The 19237-nt window shown below is 68.0% G+C and carries 21 protein-coding genes; all 21 read left to right on the top strand.

Translation table 11 applies throughout. From position 1 onward, the window contains the following. Positions 1-9 precede the first annotated feature (9 nt). The gene (locus tag ACFVW8_RS06335) at positions 10-768 is read left to right on the top strand and encodes an NAD-dependent epimerase/dehydratase family protein (RefSeq protein ID WP_389686609.1); all 759 of its coding nucleotides are present in this window, start codon (positions 10-12) and stop codon (positions 766-768) included. Continuing rightward, the gene (locus ACFVW8_RS06330) at positions 765-1736 is read left to right on the top strand and encodes a Gfo/Idh/MocA family protein (RefSeq protein WP_389686607.1); all 972 of its coding nucleotides are present in this window, start codon (positions 765-767) and stop codon (positions 1734-1736) included. Before ACFVW8_RS06335 ends, ACFVW8_RS06330 begins: the two co-directional genes overlap by 4 nt. Next, a complete protein-coding gene (locus tag ACFVW8_RS06325) occupies positions 1733-2686 on the top strand; it encodes a 3-oxoacyl-[acyl-carrier-protein] synthase III C-terminal domain-containing protein (RefSeq protein WP_389686605.1) in 954 nt (317 codons plus the stop codon). The genes ACFVW8_RS06330 and ACFVW8_RS06325 overlap by 4 nt, the downstream gene beginning before the upstream one ends. After that, on the top strand, positions 2683-3492 hold the full coding sequence (locus ACFVW8_RS06320) for a hypothetical protein (RefSeq protein ID WP_389686603.1): 810 nt from the start codon (positions 2683-2685) through the stop codon (positions 3490-3492). The genes ACFVW8_RS06325 and ACFVW8_RS06320 overlap by 4 nt, the downstream gene beginning before the upstream one ends. A 13-nt stretch (positions 3493-3505) precedes the next feature. After that, the gene (locus ACFVW8_RS06315; protein WP_389686601.1) at positions 3506-3967 is read left to right on the top strand and encodes a hypothetical protein; all 462 of its coding nucleotides are present in this window, start codon (positions 3506-3508) and stop codon (positions 3965-3967) included. Continuing rightward, positions 3964-4815: an NAD(P)H-binding protein gene (locus ACFVW8_RS06310; RefSeq protein ID WP_389686599.1), complete on the top strand. Its 852-nt coding sequence runs from the start codon at positions 3964-3966 to the stop codon at positions 4813-4815. The genes ACFVW8_RS06315 and ACFVW8_RS06310 overlap by 4 nt, the downstream gene beginning before the upstream one ends. Positions 4816-5072: 257 nt before the next feature. Then, a complete protein-coding gene (locus ACFVW8_RS06305; protein ID WP_389686597.1) occupies positions 5073-6548 on the top strand; it encodes an FAD-dependent monooxygenase in 1476 nt (491 codons plus the stop codon). Positions 6549-6597: 49 nt separating this feature from the next. Continuing rightward, complete coding sequence (locus ACFVW8_RS06300) at positions 6598-6924, top strand: TcmI family type II polyketide cyclase (RefSeq protein ID WP_389686595.1); 327 nt, start codon at positions 6598-6600, stop codon at positions 6922-6924. Continuing rightward, positions 6921-8189: a beta-ketoacyl-[acyl-carrier-protein] synthase family protein gene (locus ACFVW8_RS06295; RefSeq protein WP_389686593.1), complete on the top strand. Its 1269-nt coding sequence runs from the start codon at positions 6921-6923 to the stop codon at positions 8187-8189. Before ACFVW8_RS06300 ends, ACFVW8_RS06295 begins: the two co-directional genes overlap by 4 nt. Next, on the top strand, positions 8186-9400 hold the full coding sequence (locus ACFVW8_RS06290) for a ketosynthase chain-length factor (RefSeq protein ID WP_389686591.1): 1215 nt from the start codon (positions 8186-8188) through the stop codon (positions 9398-9400). Before ACFVW8_RS06295 ends, ACFVW8_RS06290 begins: the two co-directional genes overlap by 4 nt. 51 nt (positions 9401-9451) lie before the next feature. After that, complete coding sequence (locus ACFVW8_RS06285) at positions 9452-9718, top strand: acyl carrier protein (RefSeq protein ID WP_389686589.1); 267 nt, start codon at positions 9452-9454, stop codon at positions 9716-9718. A gap of 17 nt (positions 9719-9735) precedes the next feature. Further along, entirely contained in the window at positions 9736-10521 is a 786-nt protein-coding gene (gene fabG, locus ACFVW8_RS06280) for a 3-oxoacyl-ACP reductase FabG (protein WP_389686587.1), read from the top strand. A gap of 26 nt (positions 10522-10547) precedes the next feature. Next, positions 10548-11495, top strand: a complete 948-nt coding sequence (locus tag ACFVW8_RS06275; RefSeq protein WP_389686585.1) for an aromatase/cyclase — start codon at positions 10548-10550, stop codon at positions 11493-11495. A 5-nt stretch (positions 11496-11500) separates the two neighbouring features. Then, positions 11501-12991 (top strand): FAD-dependent monooxygenase, encoded by a 1491-nt coding sequence (locus tag ACFVW8_RS06270; RefSeq protein WP_389686583.1) that lies wholly within the window; start codon positions 11501-11503, stop codon positions 12989-12991. A gap of 75 nt (positions 12992-13066) precedes the next feature. Beyond that, complete coding sequence (locus ACFVW8_RS06265; RefSeq protein ID WP_389686582.1) at positions 13067-13831, top strand: SDR family oxidoreductase; 765 nt, start codon at positions 13067-13069, stop codon at positions 13829-13831. A 122-nt stretch (positions 13832-13953) separates the two neighbouring features. Then, on the top strand, positions 13954-14526 hold the full coding sequence (locus ACFVW8_RS06260) for an NADPH-dependent FMN reductase (protein WP_389686580.1): 573 nt from the start codon (positions 13954-13956) through the stop codon (positions 14524-14526). 4 nt (positions 14527-14530) lie between these two features. Beyond that, positions 14531-15244, top strand: coding sequence for a 4'-phosphopantetheinyl transferase family protein (locus ACFVW8_RS06255; protein WP_389686578.1), 714 nt, complete (start codon positions 14531-14533; stop codon positions 15242-15244). Then, positions 15237-16826 carry an acyl-CoA carboxylase subunit beta gene (locus tag ACFVW8_RS06250; RefSeq protein WP_389686576.1) on the top strand — a complete coding sequence of 530 codons (1590 nt, stop codon included), beginning with the start codon at positions 15237-15239 and terminating at the stop codon, positions 16824-16826. Before ACFVW8_RS06255 ends, ACFVW8_RS06250 begins: the two co-directional genes overlap by 8 nt. An 11-nt stretch (positions 16827-16837) precedes the next feature. Continuing rightward, positions 16838-17053: an acyl-CoA carboxylase subunit epsilon gene (locus tag ACFVW8_RS06245; RefSeq protein ID WP_389686574.1), complete on the top strand. Its 216-nt coding sequence runs from the start codon at positions 16838-16840 to the stop codon at positions 17051-17053. A gap of 40 nt (positions 17054-17093) precedes the next feature. Then, positions 17094-17867 carry a thioesterase II family protein gene (locus tag ACFVW8_RS06240; RefSeq protein WP_389686572.1) on the top strand — a complete coding sequence of 258 codons (774 nt, stop codon included), beginning with the start codon at positions 17094-17096 and terminating at the stop codon, positions 17865-17867. Continuing rightward, a complete protein-coding gene (locus ACFVW8_RS06235) occupies positions 17864-19234 on the top strand; it encodes a carotenoid oxygenase family protein (RefSeq protein WP_389686570.1) in 1371 nt (456 codons plus the stop codon). The genes ACFVW8_RS06240 and ACFVW8_RS06235 overlap by 4 nt, the downstream gene beginning before the upstream one ends. Positions 19235-19237 lie beyond the last annotated feature (3 nt).

Raw genomic sequence — 19237 nt, 5'->3', positions numbered from 1 at the left:
GAGTTGGCAATGGAGATCATCGGCCGCGGATTCCTCGCCGGGCACCTTGCGCCGCTTGCCCACGAGCACGCCGACGTGGTGGCGCTGGCTGCAGGGGTGTCATGGGCGAGTGGCACGTCCCTCGCTGACTTCGAACGCGAACGCAGTCTCCTCCGCCAGGTGCTGGAGCGGTGCCGGGCGTCATGCCGGACTCTGATCTTCTTCTCCACGGCCTCGGCCGGCGTCTACGGCGCCGACCGGCCTGGCCGCGAGGACGACGCAGTGATGGCTCGCAGTGCCTACGGAGAGCACAAACTCGGCATGGAAGGCGAGTTGCGTGAGTCAGGCGTCGACTTCCTGGTGCTGCGGCTGGGTCATCTCGTCGGCCCGGGCCAGCCCGCTCACCAGCTGCTTCCCACGCTGGTGAAGTCCCTCGGCGCCGGGCGGATCGCGATTCAGCGCCGTGCCACCCGTGATGTGATCGACGTCGGACATGTGGTTGCCGTCGTCGATCTGCTGCTGCGCCGCGGAATCCGAGGGGAGACTCTCAATGTGGCCACTGGTACGGCCGTGCCGGTGGAACACATCGTCGACCACCTGGAGTTCCGGCTCGGGCTCTCGGCCGACAGGCGGTACGAGGACACCGGGACGTCGCACCTCGTGTCGGTCGACAAGCTGCACTCGCTGCTGCCCGAGGTCCGCGAGTTCGGCTTCGGCCCCGACTACTACCGGACAGTGCTCGACAGCTACCTGGCAGGGACGCGGGGCAGCGCTGAGGCAACCCCGTGACGCCACCGGTGCGGATCGGGATCATGGGCTGCGCGGACATTGCCCGGCGACGGATGCTCCCGGCGATGGCGGCGGCGGACGACATCGAAGTCGTCGCGGTAGCCAGCCGTACCGGACCTACGGCGGAGGATCTGGCGGGTGTGTACAGCTGCCGCCCGGTCGCCGGGTACGACGGGCTTCTGGCGCTTTCCGAGGTGGACGCCGTGTACATCCCGCTGCCGCTGGCCCTGCACGCCCGCTGGGTCGAGGCCGCCTTGAACGCCGGGAAGCACGTCCTGGTGGAGAAGCCGTTGACCGCAGATCCCCGGGAGACCTGTCGGCTGCTGGACCTGGCCTCCTCGCGAGGGCTGGCTCTGATGGAGAATGTGATGTTCCTGCATCATCACCGGCACGACGCGGTGCGTCGCCTGCTGGAGCGCGGAGCCATTGGTGATCTGCGGTCGTTTCATGCCGACTTCACCGTCCCGCGACTCCCGGACCAGGACATCCGGTACCAGCCGGAGCTGGGCGGTGGGGCGCTGTGGGACGTAGGTCTCTACCCGGTGCGGGCTGCGATGTACTTCCTCGGCGACGACCTGGAGGTAGCCGGCGCGGTGCTCGGCGCGAGTCCGGGACGTCAGGTCGACACCTCGGGAGCCGTGCTGCTGCGGCGGGGCGGCGTCACGGCGCAGCTGACCTTCGGGCTCGAACACGCCTATGCCTCGCGGTACCAGCTGCGCGGGAGCAGTGGGTGCATCCGGGTGGACCGCGCCTTCGCACCGCCCGCCGACCACATTCCGGTGATTCGACTCGACTGCGGCGCCGACAGCCGGGAGATATCACTCGCACCGGACGATCAGGCCCGCAACAGCCTCAGGGCATTCACCGCGGCTGTGCGCACGAGGAAGGCGGACGACGCAGCGGTTCACGGCAGCATACGCCAGGCCCATCTGCTGGCACTGGTGAGTGAAGGAGGTTCTTGGAAATGATCACCCTGGAAGCAGTTGATTCCTTCTTCCCCGACCGCACGGTCACGGTGGAGGAGCGAGCGGTCGAACTCGGGCTCAATCCCGCGCAGACGCACATGTTCCGCAGGGTTCACGGGCTCGATCGGATGCACTACGACCCGGATCTGAGTCTGTACGACCTGGTGCTGCCGGCGGCCAGGAAGACCCTGGCGCAGATCGATCCCCGGTCCGTGCGGTACCTGATCTACTGCCACGCGCTCCATGGCGGCCGCAGCGTGGGGCCGGAGACCGCACAGAACATCAAGCAGCTTCTGGGCCTGGAGAACGCAACCACGTTTGCCCTGACCCAGCAGAACTGCGCCATCGCGCTCAGCGCGATCGATGTCGCCGGCGCCCTGCTCCAGGCGGATGGGGATCCCGAGGCCCGAGCGATGGTGGTGACAGGCGACAAGCCCCGCCACCGGGCGGCGCAGCTGGTGATGAACACCTGCGTGGTCGGGGACGGATCCGCTTCCGCCCTGGTGGCCTTGAACGGTTCGGGATCGGCTGTCCGCTCCTTTGTGACGAGGACCAGGGGCGAGTTCTCGGACGGCATGATGAGTTCCCCCACGCTGATCAGGGCCGAGTCTGAGACGCGGCCGCTCCTCATGCTTGAGGTGATGAGGGAGGCGGCCGAGCGGGCGGACTGCACGCTGGACGACGTCCAGGTCATCATCGCGCCCAATCCAAACACCACTCTGTGGCAGGACACGATCAAGGATGACGCTCTGCGCAGCAAGTTCTTCTTCGACAACATCCCGCGCTACAGCCATTGCCTCGCCTCGGACATCCTCGTCAACTACGTCACCCTGGGCGAAGAAAAACGCTTCGAACCGGACCGTCCCGCCATGTTCGTGGCGATCGGAGTCGGCATGACCTTCTCCGCCATGGTCTTCACACCGTCGTCGAAGACAGGGGGGCCCCGGTCATGACCTTGCGACTGCGCACCGCCGTGTCCGTGCTGGAGCCATCCGCCCCTGCGCCGGCGTCCCGCCCGGCGGCCTCTGACGGTGGGGACGACGCCGTCGTCGCGGTCGGCGAAACACCCGGCCACGAACCTGACGGGCAGGCTGCTACGGCAGGCCACACACGGCTGGTCGACCTGTTGGTCGATCAGGTGCCTGAGACCGCTGAGGGACCGGACCTGCTACAGCTCACCTACGCTCGGCCGGAGACCAGCGGCTTCAAGACGGTGGCTTCGTATCTGAACATGCGGACCGGCGGTGATGCGCACAGCTTCGCACTCTGCGGACAGGGCTTCGGCGCCCCCTTCAGCGCGATGCGCGTGGCCGACGCGTACGAACGGACCGGACGGATCTCGAAGTCGCTGCTCGCGATCCTCGACTGCGCGCCGCCCGACGCCGAGGAACCAGTGGACGGTACGCCTGCCGACTCCGGGGTTCTGCTGACCTTCGACACCAGCCCGGGACCTGGGGCGGTAAGCACCATCGCCAGCGTCGGTTCCAGCGAACTGAGGGCCTATCTTGCCGAGTTGACGCCGGTCGACGGCCGGCTGCTGGTGGTGCTCGGCCCGGGATGTGATCCCGGCGTCGTCCCGGCGCAGGGCGCGGATCTGCACCACGCCTCCTCGGATGGCTACGGCACGGGCGTGTGGGCGGCGCTTGCGCAGCACTGGACGCGGTGGGAGAGCGCCTATGCGGTGGTCGTCCTCTGCGACACCGAGTCCCGCAGTTCCGATACGAGCCATCTGCTGGTGCTGCGTGCCGCGGCAGAGTAGTCAAGGAGGGGCCATGGAGTTCACCGATGCCCAGCTTGCCGAGCAGCCGGTCGGTTACTGGACGGGGGCCGTTCGGACCGCGGTTGTCCAGTACATCAACGACAGGCTGGGGGAACTCGGCATGACGCAGCCGCATTGGTGGGCGGTCTACCAGCTGGGGGAGAACCGCCGCCTGACCCGCGAGGAGCTGCTGACGCTGATCTCGCAGCAGCGGCCGTACGTGGATCTCTCCACGCTGGAGCCGGCCATCGACGATCTGCTCGACTCCCAGCAGTTCGGTGTGGACGAGGCGGGGCGGCTGAGCCTCACCGAGGCCGGCATCACCCTGCGAGACCGGGTACTGGTCCTGCTGCCCGAGGTGCGCGCGCGGATCCATGACGGTGTCAGCGACGAGGACTACGTCTTCGTCGTCAAGACGCTGCGGCGCATGCTCAGCAACATCGGCGGCGACGCGAGCTTCGATCAGGCGGGATGAGTGGAACGCTTATGACGATTCTGGTGACGGGAGTCCGTGGGAACGTCGGGAGCCGAGTGGCCCGGAAGCTGGTTGCCGGCGGCCTCCCGGTCAGGGGTACGGCGCGTGACCTGGCGGCGCCCGGACTGCCGGACGGCGTTGAGATCATGCACGCCGACCTGACCCGGCCGCAGTCGCTCCGGGGTGCGCTCAAGGGCGTTGAAAAGGTGTTTCTGTATGCCGTGCCCCAGGGCATCGACGGCTTCATCGACGCTGCCCGCAGTGCGGGTGTCCGGCACGTGGTGCTGCTCTCCTCGATCGTCGTGACGGGGGCAGACCGAGACCGGAACTCGATTGCCCGGATGCACCTCGACGTCGAGGAGCCTCTCCGGGAGTCAGGGATCGGCTGGACTTTCATCCGGCCCGAGGCTCTCGCCACCAACGCACTCGCCTGGGCGCCGGGGATCAGGGCTGATGGCGTCGTGCGCTGCCCTTATCCGGGCTCATACACCGCCCCGGTCCACGAAGAGGACATCGCCGATGTGGTGGTCAGGGTGCTCACCACAGAAGGCCACCTGTCTGCCGCGTACTCGTTGACCGGACCGCAGACCCTGACCCAGCAGGATCAGGTGAGGCTCATCGGAGCGGTGCTGCGCCGCGCGGCGCGGTGCGAGAGGATCCCGGTGGATGCGGCCCGAGCGGCGATGGAGAGCATCTACCCGGCCGATGTGGTGGAGACCATTCTGGCCGGTCAAGCGATGACCGACGGCCGGCCGGCCACGGTGCTGGACACGGTCGAGGCCGTGACGGGCCGCCCCGCGCGGACATTCGCGACCTGGGCGGCCGACCATGCGGCCGACTTCCGCTGACGGCAGGCCGGCGCGAATTTAATGCGGAATGACATCGACCTAGCGAAAGCTTAGAAAGTTCTCGCTTGTACTTGTCCGCGCTCCCGAAGAAGCTGTTCATCATCGTCCGGTGACGTGCTCCGGAGGCGTTTGAATTTCGGCCGCTGGTGTGGGCCAACTGCCTGCGACGTCGTTCCTGAATTACTTGTTCATGGCGATTCCGCATGCCCGCTGCCACCCGGGGACCTCGCTTGCTCGAATGATGGAAGGAATTGGGAATGGACGCGCAGGTCATAGTCGTAGGTGCTGGCCCCGCGGGGCTCATGCTCGCCGGTGAACTGCGACTCGCGGGAGTCGAGGTCGTCGTTCTCGAACGCCTGACGGAACCCACCGGGGAGTCTCGCGGTCTCGGTTTCACGGCGCGGACCCTGGAGGTGTTCGACCAGCGTGGGCTGCTGCCCGGGCTGGGTGACATCGAGGTCACCGACTTGGGCCACTTCGGCGGACTGCCGGTCGATTTCAGCATTCTTGGCCCGGCGCACTCCGGCGGTGTCAAGGGTGTTCCCCAGGCGGTCACCGAGACCATGCTTGAGAAGTGGGCGGTCGAGCTCGGGGCGGACCTCCGACGCGGCCATGAGTTGCTTTCCCTGGTCGACGAGGGCGAGTACGTCGAGGTCGAGGTCGGCTCCCCGGAGGGTCCTCAGCGGCTGAGAGCGGCCTATCTCGTGGGCTGCGACGGCGGTCGGAGCACCGTCCGCAAGCTCGCGGGATTCGACTTCCCCGGTACCGACTCCACCATGGAGATGTTCCTGGCGGATGTGCGGGACTCTGACATCACCCCGCGCATGATCGGCGAGACGGTGCCCGGCGGAATGGTCATGGCCGGGCCGATGGGGGAGGGCCTGCACCGGATCATCGTGTGTGAGCGCGGGACTCCGCCACGCCGGCGGGTCGAGCCGCCCTCCTGGGAAGAGGTCTCCTCGGCCTGGCAGCGGCTGACCGGCCAGGACATCAGCGGTGGCACCCCGCTCTGGCTCAGCGCGTTCGGCAACGCTGCCCGGCTGGTTACGGAGTACCGTCGCGGGCGCGTCCTGCTCGCCGGCGACGCCGCTCATATCCACCTGCCCGCCGGTGGCCAGGGCATGAACACCAGCATCCAGGACAGCGTCAACCTCGGTTGGAAGCTCGCGGCGACGGTGAACGGGACGGCCCCCGAGGGTCTTCTTTCCACCTACCACGCAGAGCGGCACCCGGTCGGTCGGCGTCTGCTGATGAACACGCAGGCCCAGGGCCTGCTGTTCCTCAGCGGAGCGGAGATGCAGCCGCTGCGGGATGTGATGAGCGAGCTGATCGCTTTCGACAACGTCAGTTCCCACCTGGCCGGGATGGTCAGCGGGCTGTCGATCAGGTACGAACACGACTCCGGGGACCAACCGCTGCTGGGTCTTCGGATCCCTCACGTGGAACTGGTCGGCGAATCCGGCAGGACCAGCACGACCGAGCTGCTCCACCCGGCACGAGGCATCCTGCTGGACCTCGCCGACGACGCCGCTCTGCGGGCCGCAGCCGAACCGTGGTCGGACCGGGTCGACATCGTCACAGCGATCGTGCATGGCCCGGCGGACGGACAACCGCTCGCATCGGCCGACGCGATCCTTGTCCGCCCCGATGGCCACATCGCGTGGACCGTCCCCGGGCCTGTCCCGCCGGCCGAGGCACTGGCCCGGTACTTCGGCGCTCCACGTTCGCGTTGACGAGCCTCAGCCCCGGCAACGTATCGGGGCCCAGCCAAGGAGAGAAGCTATGCACAGCACCCTGATCGTTGCTCGGATGACCCCCGGTGACGGCAACGACGTCGCCGGGCTCTTCTCGGAATTCGACGCCACTGATATGCCCCACCTGATGGGCACTCGCCGCCGCCAGTTGTTCTCGTACCGGGGCCTGTACTTCCATCTGCAGGACTTCGACACCGAAGCCGGCAGTGACGCGATCGAGGCGGCCAAGTCGCATCCGTCGTTCGTACAGATCAGCGCCGACCTCAAGCCCTTCATCCAGGCCTACGACCCCGCCACCTGGCGCTCGCCGGCGGACGCGATGGCGCAGCGCTTCTACCACTGGAGCGCGCGGTGAGGCGACGGGTCGCCATCACCGGCATCGGTGTCATGGCACCGGGCGGTATAGGCGTCAAGAATTTCTGGAGTCTGTTGAGCGAGGGCCGGACCGCCACCCGGGGGATCACTCTCTTCGATCCCGCTCCGTTCCGTTCCCGGGTCGCCGCGGAGATCGATTTCCGGCCGGAGGACCACGGACTGACGCCGCAGGAGATCCGGCGGATGGACCGGGCAGCGCAACTGGCGGTGGTCGCCACGCGTGAGGCAGTGGCCGGCAGCGGGCTCGATACGGCCGCTACGGACCCCCACCGGACCGGTGTCACCATCGGCAGCGCTGTCGGCGCGACTACGGGGCTCGAACAGGAGTACCGGGTCGTCAGCGACGGCGGCCGACTGGAGCTGGTCGACCACGAGTACTCGGTGCCACACCTCTACGGCCACTTTGTTCCCAGCTCCTTTGCCACCGAGGTCGCATGGGCGACCGGGGCGGAGGGGCCGAGCACGGTGGTCTCCACGGGCTGCACGTCGGGGCTGGACGCCATCGGGCACGCCGTGGAACTGATCCGCGAGAACAGTGCCGACGTGATGATCGCCGGCGCGACGGATGCGCCCATCTCCCCGATCACGATGGCCTGTTTCGACGCGATCAAGGCCACCACGCCGTACAACGAAGAACCCGGGCAGGCCTCGCGGCCCTTTGACCGGACCCGCAACGGCTTCGTCCTCGCCGAGGGTGCCGCGGTTCTCGTTCTGGAGGAACTCGGCCGGGCCCAGCGGCGTGGGGCGCACATCTACGCGGAGATCGGCGGATACGCCTCCCGGTGCAACGCCTTCCACATGACGGGATTGCGTCCCGATGGACGGGAGATGGCCGAGGCCATCGGGGCCACCCTGGACGAAGCCCGGTTGAACCCCTCGGACATCGACTACATCAACGCCCACGGCTCCGGCACCAAGCAGAACGACCGCCACGAGTCCGCGGCCTTCAAGCGCAGCCTCGGTGAGCACGCCTATCGAGCTCCGGTCAGTTCGATCAAGTCGATGATCGGGCACTCGCTCGGCGCCATCGGATCCCTTGAGATCGCGGCCTGCGCGTTGGCCATGGCGGAGAACGTGATTCCCCCGACTGCCAACCTGCACAACCCCGACCCGGAGTGCGATCTCGACTATGTGCCGTTGTCCGCCCGGGAAGCGCAACTCGACCAAGTGCTCAGCGTCGGCAGCGGCTTCGGCGGCTTCCAGAGCGCGATGGTGCTCACCCGTCCCGAGAGGAACACGGCATGACCGCGTCCGCTGTCGTTACCGGACTCGGTATCGCAGCCCCCAACGGGCTGGGGACTGCGGACTACTGGGCCGCCACCCGGGCGGGCCGCAGCGGCATCGGCCGGGTGACCCGATTCGACCCGACCACATACCCTGCCCGCCTGGCGGGCGAGGTACCGGGATTCGTCGCAACCGACCACCTGCCCGGACGGCTGCTCCCCCAGACCGATCACATGACACAGCTCGCCCTGGTGACCGCCGACTGGGCCTTCCTGGATGCCGGGATCCGGCCGGACGATCTCCCGGAGTTCGCCGCGGGAGTGGTCACCGCGAGTTCGGCGGGTGGCTTCGAGTTCGGCCAGAACGAGCTGCGGGCGCTATGGAGCAAGGGCAGCCAGTACGTCAGCGCATACCAGTCCTTCGCATGGTTCTACGCTGTCAACACCGGTCAGATCTCAATCCGGAACGGACTGCGCGGGCCCAGCGGGGTCCTGGTGAGTGACCAGGCCGGAGGGCTGGACGCGATCGCGCAGGCACGGCGCCAGATCCGGCGCGGCAGCCAGGTGATCGTTTCCGGTGGCGTCGACGCCTCCATCTGCCCCTGGGGCTGGGTGGCACAGCTGGCCAGTGGGCGGTTGAGCACCGACGACGACCCGGCCACGGCCTACCGTCCGTTCGATGCCGGGGCGAGTGGCCATGTGGCGGGCGAGGGCGGGGCGCTGCTCGTCCTGGAGGACGAACCGGCGGCCCGCGCACGCGGTGCTCAGGTCTACGGCCGGATAGCCGGTTACGGCACCACGTTCGACCCCAGGCCCGGAAGCGGGCGCGAGCCGGGATTGCGCAGAGCCATCGAGATCGCGCTCCGGGACGCCGAGCTGACACCTGGCGATATAGATGTGGTCTTCGCGGACGCAGCGGCAGTTCCCGAGCTCGACCACATCGAGGCCCGGGCCCTCACGCAGGTCTTCGGTCCCCGGGGCGTACCGGTCACCGCGCCGAAGTCGATGACCGGGCGCCTGAACTCCGGGGCCGGCTCGTTGGACGTTGCAGCCGCGCTGCTGGCCATACGGGACGGTGTGATCCCGTCGACCATCAATGTCTCGCCCCGCGCCGACTACGTCCTTGACCTGGTCACCGGGGAGGAGCGGGTGACACCACTGCGCTCGGCCCTGGTCGTGGCGCGCGGGTTCGGCGGCTTCAACTCGGCCCTGGTAGTCACGGACTCGCACTGAAGGCCAGGGCCTCATGACGTACCGAATGACATTCAGGAAGGACGCAAGGACATGCCGAGCACCGAGTTCACCATCGACGACCTGAGGCGCATCCTCCGCGAGGGTGCGGGGACCGAAGAGGGGGTCGACCTCGACGCGGACATCCTCGACACCGAGTTCGAGCAGCTGGGCTATGAATCACTCGCGCTGCTGGAGACGTGCGGCCGGATCGAGCGCGAGTACGGAGTCAGGCTGGACGACGACGCGCTGGCGGCCCGGACGCCGCGAGCCCTGCTCGGGCTCGTCCACGACCAGCTCGTGACCGTTCAAGCCGGCTGATCGACACAGGAGAAGACATGCCTCAGCAGGAGCAGCCGGTGGCCCTGGTCACCGGTGCCACCAGTGGAATCGGTCTCGCCGTGGTCCGGACTCTCGCCGCCCAGGGCCACCGGGTGTTTCTCTGCGCACGCAGCGCGGAGAACGTGAAGACCACCGTCGAAGAACTGCTCGCGGAGGGCCTGGACGTCGACGGGACCAGCTGCGACGTGCGGTCGACCGAGCAGGTCAGGGCCTTCGTGGCTGCCGCCGTCACACGCTTCGGCCCGGTGGACGTACTGGTCAACAACGCCGGTCGCAGCGGCGGCGGGGTGACCGCGGAGCTGACCGACGACCTGTGGGCGGACGTGATCAACACCAACCTCAACAGCGTGTTCCTGGTCACGCGCGAGGTGCTCACCGCCGGCGGCATGCGCGAGAAGGCGAGCGGGAGAATCATCAACATCGCTTCCACCGCCGGGAAGCAGGGCGTCGTCCTGGGGGCACCGTACTCGGCGTCCAAGCACGGCGTTGTCGGCTTCACGAAGGCGCTCGGCAATGAGCTGGGGCCGACCGGCATCACCGTCAACGCGGTCTGCCCCGGCTATGTCGAGACCCCCATGGCAGAGCGTGTCCGGCAGGGGTACGCGACCGCGCTCAAGGTTTCCGAGGAAGTCGTCCTCGAAAAGTTCCAGGCCAAGATCCCGCTCGGCCGTTACTCGACCCCCGAGGAGGTGGCCGGGCTGGTGGGCTATCTGACCTCGGACACCGCTGCTTCGATCACTGCGCAGGCACTCAATGTCTGCGGAGGGCTTGGCAACTACTGAGCAGCACCCGAGCGCAAGGAGGCACCATGTCCGACCGGGAAATCAGCCGGGTGGAACACACCATCGAGGTGGACGCGCCGGCATCCGACATCTACCGTCTGCTGGCGGAGGTCGAGAACTGGCCGCGTCTCTTCCACCCGACCATTCATGTGGATCACATCGAGCGGGGAGAGCACACCGAGCGGATCCAGATCTGGGCCACGGCCAACGGCGAGGCCAAGAGCTGGACATCTCGCAGGCAGCTCCATCCGGAGACGCTGCGCATCGACTTCCGACAGGAGGTCTCCGCCCCGCCGGTAGCCGCCATGGGCGGGGCGTGGATCATCGAGCCGGTGTCCGACCGCACCTGCCGGGTCCGGCTGCTGCATGATTTTCGGGCTGTGGACGACGAAGCGGAGGGTCTCGCCTGGATCGACCAGGCAGTGGACCGCAACAGCCGGTCCGAGCTGGCGGCGCTGAAGGCCAATGCCGAGGCGATGGTCGGGCCTTCGGAAAATCTGCTGCTGTCCTTCCAGGACTCGGTCCGGATCGACGGATCGGCCAAGGACGTCTACGACTTCCTGGACCAGGCGAACCGCTGGCCCGAGCGCTTGCCTCACGTGGCCAAGGTGGAGCTGACCGAGAACACCCCCGGGCTGCAGCTGCTGACGATGGATACGCGGGCCAAGGACGGCTCCACACACACCACCACCTCGGTGCGCGTCTGCTTCCCCCACGAGCGGATTGTCTACAAGCAGACTGTCGTCCCCGCGTTGATGACCCTGCACACCGGCTGCTGGCTGCTGGAGGAGGACGGCGAGGGCGTCATCGCGACCTCCCGGCACACGGTGGTCATCAATACCGAGAACATCCCCGCGATCCTCGGTGACAAGGCCGGCGTCGCGGACGCCCGGCAGTACGTGCAGGGTGCGTTGAGCTCCAATAGCCGGGCCACCCTTGGCTACGCCAAGGACTACGCCGAGCGTCGGGTCTGACCGCCATGTCCGAGTCGCAGACAGATGTTCTGGTCGTCGGGGCCGGGCCGGCCGGCCTGATGCTCGCCGGTGAGCTGCGGCTCGGCGGGGCTCAGGTGATCGTGGCCGAGCGGCTGCCGGCGCCGACCACGGAATCCCGGGCGTCCACGCTGCACGCCCGCACTGTGGAGATAGCCGATCAACGGGGCCTGGTGGCGGAGCTGGGTGATGTGGGCCGCGATGACACAGGGCACTTCGGAGGCATCCCGCTCCCCCTCGGTGGGCAGCCGAGCCGGTACGCCGGGTTGTGGAAGGTCCCGCAGACCCGGGTGGAGGAGATCCTCGGCGCGTGGGCCGCAGGCCTGGGGGCCGAGGTGCGCCGTGGCCGACAGCTGACCGGTCTTGACGAGGACGGTGACGCAGTGACCGCCGTCCTTCGGCAGCAGGGTGGCTCGAAGACCCGAGTGCGGGCTCGGTACGTGGTCGGATGTGACGGAGAGAAGAGCACTGTCAGGACGCTGGCCGGGTTCGAGCTCGTCGGGAGCGCCGCCCGCCGGGAACTGCTCAGGGCAGATGTGGCGGGCATCTACGTGCCCAACAGGAGGTTCCAGCGGCTACCGAAGGGGCTCGCCATCGCGGCGCGCCGCCCGGATGGCGTCACGCGCGTGATGGTGCACGAGTTCGGTCGGTCCGCGGTGTCTCGCCGGGCGGAGCCGGACTTCGACGAAGTGGCCGACACCTGGGCACGCATCACCGGTGAGGACATCAGCCGGGGCACGCCCGTATGGGTCAACTCATTCGGTGACGCCAGCCGTCAAGTGACGCAGTATCGCCGCGGCCGTGTACTGCTGGCCGGCGATGCCGCGCACGAGCAGATGCCCGTGGGCGGGCAGGCTCTCAACCTCGGACTGCAGGACGCGGTCAACCTGGGCTGGAAGCTGGCCGCAACGACGCGCGGCTGGGCACCTCCGGGCCTGCTCGACAGCTACCACGAGGAACGGCACCTGGTCGGCTCCCAGGTGCTGACCGACATAGCCGCCCAGGCCACGCTGCTGCTCGGCGGGCCCGAAGTGGACTCGATCCGCTCCGTCATGAGCGGTCTGCTCGGGCTCGAAGCGGTGCGCGAGCGCTTGGGCGCGGGGATCAGCGGGATCGGGGTCCGGTATCCCATGGAGGATGCCGATCACCCGCTCCTGGGAGCGCGACTGCCGCACTCCGAACTGATCACCGAGGCAGGTACATCCACCACCGGCGCGCTGCTGCGCTCCGGGCGGGGACTTCTGCTCGACCTGGCGCCCGAGGCATCCGGGCACAAAGCCCTGCGGACCGTCGCGCAGGGCTGGGCCGACCGGGTGTGCGTGGTAGCGGCGGATCCGCTGCCGAGTGACACCGCGGTGGCGGCCCGCGCCGTCCTGGTCCGCCCCGACGGGCACGTGGTGTGGGCCGACGGCGGCGAGCAGCGACTGCGGGGCGCGATGGCCCGCTGGTTCGGCCGCCCGCAGTCCACCCGACGGTGACACCCCCCCTTTTCCGGCCGGGCTCCCGTGCGCTGCGCACGAGGTCGCCGGCCTCATCAGATGAGGAGAACTCCTGTGAAGCGACTTGCCGGCAAGACCGCCCTGGTAACGGGTTCGAGCCGCGGCATCGGCCGTGCGACGGCGATTCGGCTCGCCCGTGAAGGGGCGACCGTCGCCGTGCACTATGCGAGCAACGCCGACGCGGCCAAGGAGACGCTTTCCGCCATCGAGGCGGAAGAGGGACGGGCCTTCCTGGTCCAGGCGGAACTGGGCGTGCCCGGCGATGTCGAGACCCTCTTCCAGGGTCTGACGGCAGGACTGCGCGAGCTCACCGGGAAGGAGGAGCTGGACATTTTGGTGAACAACGCCGGTGTGATGGGCGGTGTCAAGCCTGAGGACCTTACTCCCGAAATCTTCGACCGCCTGATGGCGGTGAACGCCAAGGCGCCGCTCTTCCTGACCCAGCGTGTTCTGACCGTGATGCCGGATGGCGGACGCATCATCAACATAGGGACCGGTCTGCTGCGTTACGCCAACCCGGACGAGGTCGCCTACGCCATGAGCAAGGGCGGGATCGACCAGATCAGCCTGCACTTCGCCCGGCTTCTGGGCCCGCGGAACATCACGGTCAACACCGTCTCGCCCGGCATCACCAACAACGGCAGCCCGGTCTTCGAGATTCCGGAGGCACGCGAGTTCATGGCCAACATGAACGCCTTCAAGCGGATCGCCGAGCCCGAGGACGTCGGCGACGTCGTGGCCTTCCTCGCCTCCGACGACGCCCGCTGGATCACCGGCACGTTCATCGACGCCAGCGGCGGCACGCTGCTCGGAGGCTGACAAGCCGGAAGGACCCCCGGTATGTACGCGCCGACCGGACGAGGCGGGCGCGTACATACCGTGCGGACGCATCCACCGCGGCCGCGCGTCGTTATTCCTCCTCGTCCCGTGATGGGAGAGCCATGCCACCCGCAGGTCTTCGTCTTGCCGTTGTCCTCGGAAGCACGCGTGAGGGGCGTCTGTGTCCGACCGTCGCGTCCTGGTTCGCGCGGCAGGCCCTCCAGATCGACGCGTTCGACATCGACGTCGTCGATCCGGCCGGCCTGGACATTCCAGTGGCGCTGTCGCCGCGGCCGCCTGCCGAGGTGCAGGCACTCGGGGAGCGGCTGGAGGCGGCCGATGCGTTCGTGATCGTCACGCCTGAGTACAACCACAGTTTTCCGGCAGCCCTGAAGTCCCTCATTGACTGGCACTACGTCCAGTGGCAGGCCAAACCGGTGGGATTCGTCTCCTACGGGGGGCTGGCCGGGGGGCTGCGGGCAGTGGAGCAGCTTCGTCCCGTCTTCGCTGAGTTGCATGCCACGACGATCCGGGACACCGTCAGCTTCCACAATGCCGGCGACCTGTTCGACGATGCTGGTGAGCCGCGGGAACCGGGCGGCTGCAACGCCGCCGCCAAGGTCATGCTCAATCAACTCCTCTGGTGGGGCTCCGCGTTGCAGCAGGCCAGGCGCGAACACCCGTTTCGGTGCTGATCCGATGACAGCGCTGCCCATGCATGGCCGTCCGCCGGACGCCGCGTTGATGGAGAGAGTGGGCCTCTGGATGGTGCGGCCCGAATACCTCTCGGACAGCGACGGGCTTGCCGCGCTCGACGAGAAGGAGAGGCGTCGGGCCGGCTCCCTCCATCGGCCGGCGGACCGCGCGCTCTACGTCTCGGCGCATCTGGCACTGCGCCGGCTGCTTGCCGCACACCTCGGCACAACCCCACAGGAGGTGCGCCTCGTTCGGGACGAAGGTGGCAGGCCGACGCTTTCCGGCGATCCACCGCCCATTCACTTCTCGCTCTCCCACAGTGCCGGACTCGCGCTGGTGGGTATGGCGCCCGTACCGATCGGTGTGGACGTCCAGCAGATTCCTTCGCTGTCCACCGTCGACCTGTGCAGCCGACGCCTCCACCCGTCGGAGCAGAACGAGTTGGCGGCCCTGCCGCAGTCCGCCAGGGCGCGGTACTTCACCTGGCTGTGGACGCGCAAGGAGGCCTACCTGAAAGGGATCGGCCTCGGTCTGCGACGTTCGCTGGCCGCCGACTACCTGGGTGCGGGTGGGCCCGCAGCCCCGGCCGGCCCGGCGGGCTGGACGGTGGAGGACGTGCCGTGTGACGACCGTTACGTGGCATCTGTGGCTGTACTGACCAGGGCCTCGCTGCCTGTCGTTCCGCGCCGGTTTCCAAGGAGTGTCGACCATGACTGATGTCCTACCCTCCACCGCGTTGTCCACAGAAGGGACTTCGCGCCATCGGTTGGCGGAGTTGCGTGAGCTGCGTGAGCAGGCTCTGCTCGGCCCCAGTGAGAAGGCCACCGAGGCACAGCATGCCAAGGGAAAGCTGACGGCGCGTGAACGCATCGCACTGCTGCTGGACGCCGGTTCGTTCCATGAGGTGGAGCCGCTTCGCCGACACCGGGCCACGGGGTTCGGGCTGGAGGCGAAGAGGCCGCCCACCGACGGTGTGATCGTCGGGTGGGGCACGGTGTACGGGCGGACCGTCTTCACGTACGCGCACGACTTCCGGATCTTCGGCGGTGCGCTGGGTGAGGCGCACGCGCAGAAGATCCACAAGGTCATGGACATGGCGATCGCGGCAGGTGCGCCGCTGGTCTCCCTGAATGACGGCGCCGGGGCCCGGATCCAGGAGGGCGTCACCGCGCTGGCCGGCTACGGCGGCATCTTCCAGCGCAATGCCCGGGCCTCCGGGGTCATTCCGCAGATCTCCGTGATGCTCGGTCCGTGCGCGGGCGGCGCGGCGTACAGCCCGGCGCTCACCGACTTCGTGTTCATGGTCCGCGAGACCTCGCAGATGTTCATCACCGGCCCCGACGTGGTGCAGGCGGTGACCGGCGAGGAGATCAGTCAGAACGGTCTGGGTGGCGCGGACGTGCACTCGGCGGTCTCCGGGGTGTCGCACTTCGCCTACGACGACGAGCAGTCCTGCATTGAGGAGGTCCGCTTCCTGCTGTCGATGCTGCCGCAGAACAACCGCGAGATGCCGCCGGCCGCCCCGAGTGACGACCCGGTGGAGCGGCGCGGGGAAGCCCTGCTGGACCTGGTGCCCGCCGACGGCAACCGCCCCTACGACATGCGTGAGGTCATCGAGGAGATCGTCGATCACGGCGAGTTCCTGGAGATCCATGAGCGTTGGGCCACCAATGTCATCGTGGCCCTCGGCCGCATCGGCGGCGACGTGGTGGGCCTGATCGCCAACCAGCCGCAGTCCCTGGCCGGCGTCCTGGACATCAACGCCAGCGAGAAGGCCGCCCGCTTCGTGCAGATGTGCGACGCGTTCAACATCCCGCTGATCACCATGCTCGACGTGCCCGGCTTCCTGCCCGGCGTCGACCAGGAGCACGACGGCATCATCCGGCACGGCGCCAAACTGCTGTACGCGTACTGCAACGCCACCGTGCCACGTGTCCAGTTGATCCTGCGCAAGGCGTACGGCGGCGCCTACATCGTCATGGACTCCCGCTCCATCGGTGCGGACCTCTCCTTCGCCTGGCCCACCAACGAGATCGCGGTGATGGGCGCAGAGGGCGCCGCCAACGTCATCTTCCGCCGCGACATCAACGCCGCCGAGGATCCCGAGGCGATGCGCGCGCAGAAGATCAAGGAGTACAGGACCGAGCTGATGCACCCGTACTACGCGGCCGAACGCGGCCTGGTCGACGATGTGATCAACCCCGCCGAGACCCGCCCGGTCCTCGCGGCGGCCCTTGCCATGCTCCGCACAAAGCACGCCGACCTGCCCAGCCGCAAACACGGCAACCCACCGACATAGGGGAGACCTTGATGGCCGACGTCATGATCGACGCCATCCGAGTGGTGAGAGGACAGCCGGGACCCGAAGAGGTTGCGGTGATCACCGCTGTCATCCTCGCCCGGCTCCGCAACGCCGGCCCCGACCGGGCGGTGGACGGCGCAGGCCAGCAGGGCACGGCCCGCTGGCGTCGTCTCGATTGCGGCAACACCTATCAAAACCGGAGGAGTTGGAAGACATCTCCCTGAGCGCAGCCCGCCCGTCCCTTGCCCGTGAGGACCGACTGTCATGCCTTCGCCGTTTGTCTGGACCGGGCAACTGCGCCCGCCTGTGCACAGCCGATTCAGGCTTGTGGTCTTCCCCCACGCCGGTGCGGGGCCCCAGACCTACGCACGTCTGCTGTCCGGACTGCCGGGCGATGTCGAGCTGACCGGGGTCACCCTTCCCGGGCGTGATCACCGGGCCGATGAGTCGCCGACCGGCCTGCTCAGCGCGGCCGTCGAGGGCGTCAGTGGTGAACTGGCGACTCTTCCGCCGCTCCCCACTCTCTACTGGGGTCACAGCATGGGCTCGCTGCTGGCCGTGACTGTCGCGGCACACCGCCCGGGCTCGTGCGACGCCCTCGTCCTGACGGCAGGGATCCCCGGTCCCGACTCGCTCGGCCTTGCGGTTCCTCTGGATTCACCGGCAGGGCTGGAGCTGATGTTCACCCGGCACCGGGTGCCGCTGGAGGCCCTGGACGCCGGCAGCGGTCACACCCGGGCAAAGTACGTGCTGGCCCACGACCTGGTGCTGGCCCGTAGCGCCCTTCTCGGGCTGGGAGGTATCCGGCTCGGCCTGCCGCTGACTGCCTATGCCGGTGCCGATGACCCGCTGGTTCCCGCGTCCACGCTGCCGGGGTGGCGTGACTTCACCACCGGTCGCTTTCGCTCCAGGACCCTGGCCGGAGGCCACTTCTTCCCCTTCCTGCCGTCCAACGGGCGTTCACTCCTGGCAGACATTGCCGAAACGCTGGAGTTTTGCGCCCTGGCCGGGGAATCGACGAGAGGAGTTGTCCGGTGAGCATCAAGGACCCCTATCAGGGGGCTTTCACGCCGGTGAGTGAGGAGGTCACTGCTTTCGATCTGCCAGTGACCGGACGGATTCCCGTTGAATTGCAAGGTCGCTATCTGCGCATCGGTCCGAATCCGCTGCGCCTGGACGACCCGCGCCTCAATCTGTTCCTCGGGGAAGGCATGGTTCACGGGGTGCGGCTGAGGGGCGGCCGGGCCGAGTGGTACCGAAACAGGTGGGTCCGCTCCGCCGCCGTGGCAAGGGGCTTCGGGGAGAGGGTGCGCCGGGGCTCGCGCTTTGCGGGGTCGGACTTCGCCCCCAACACCCATGTGATCGGCCACGCCGGACGGATCCTCGCGCTGGTCGAGAACGGTTTCCGGCCGTACGAACTGACCGAGGATCTGGACACCGTTGGCCCATGCGACTTCCGTGGCACGCTCCCGGCGGGGTATTCGGCCCATCCCAAGCTCGATCCGCAGACCGGCGAACTCCATGCCATCGCCTACGCGACGCGTTCGGAGTTCGTGCAGTACTCGGTGCTCTCTCCCGCCGGCATGGTCACACGGATCGTGAACATCCCCGCGCCGCACCGCCCGGTGATGCACGACTTCGCGCTCACCGGCAAGTATGCCGTTCTCTATGACCTGCCGGTGGTCAACAGCCTGGTCGCGGCGGCGTCCGGTCAACCCCTGGTGTACGACTGGCAGGAGAGCCGGGGAGCCACGATCGGGCTGCTGCCGAGGGACGGGACCGAGGTGCGCTGGTTCGAGATCGCCCCGTGCTGGGTCTTCCACACCTTGAACGCATATGACGACGGCGACCGGGTGGTTGTCGATGTCATTCGATACCCCCGCATGTACACGGGCCTCCGGCTGGACGGCAACTCCCTGCCCACACTTGACCGCTGGGTCATCGACACGGTGAGCGGCAAGGTCACCGAGACCCGCCTGGACGACCGCGCCCAGGAGTTTCCCGGAGTCAACCCGGCCGTGGTCTCGGCACCTCACCGTTTTGGCTACGCGGCCGTTGTCCCCGATATGCACTCCTACTTCGGCCCCCACAACGACTTGGAAGGCCTGCCTGATCGGGCGTACGGCGATGCGCTGCTCAAGCATGACTTCGCTGCTGGAACCACCGCGGTCCGTTCCCTGGGCCGTGGCCACTACACCGGTGAGCCGGTCTTCGTCCCCGGCGCCTCGGCAGGTGCGGAGGACGAGGGCTATCTGTTCGCCTATGTCCACGACCCCGACCGCGGCGCCAGTGATCTCGTTGTCCTGTCCGCACAGGACTTCACGGGTGACCCCCTGGCCACCGTGCATCTGCCCGCCCGCGTGCCGCTCGGATTCCACGGGAGCTGGATCGCTGACCCGGCCTGACTG

The organism is Streptomyces sp. NPDC058221 (genome assembly GCF_042882365.1).
GTDB lineage: Bacteria > Actinomycetota > Actinomycetes > Streptomycetales > Streptomycetaceae > Streptomyces.
The sequence above is the reverse complement of the archived record's forward strand: the minus strand, read 5'-3'. Positions and strand labels throughout refer to the sequence as shown.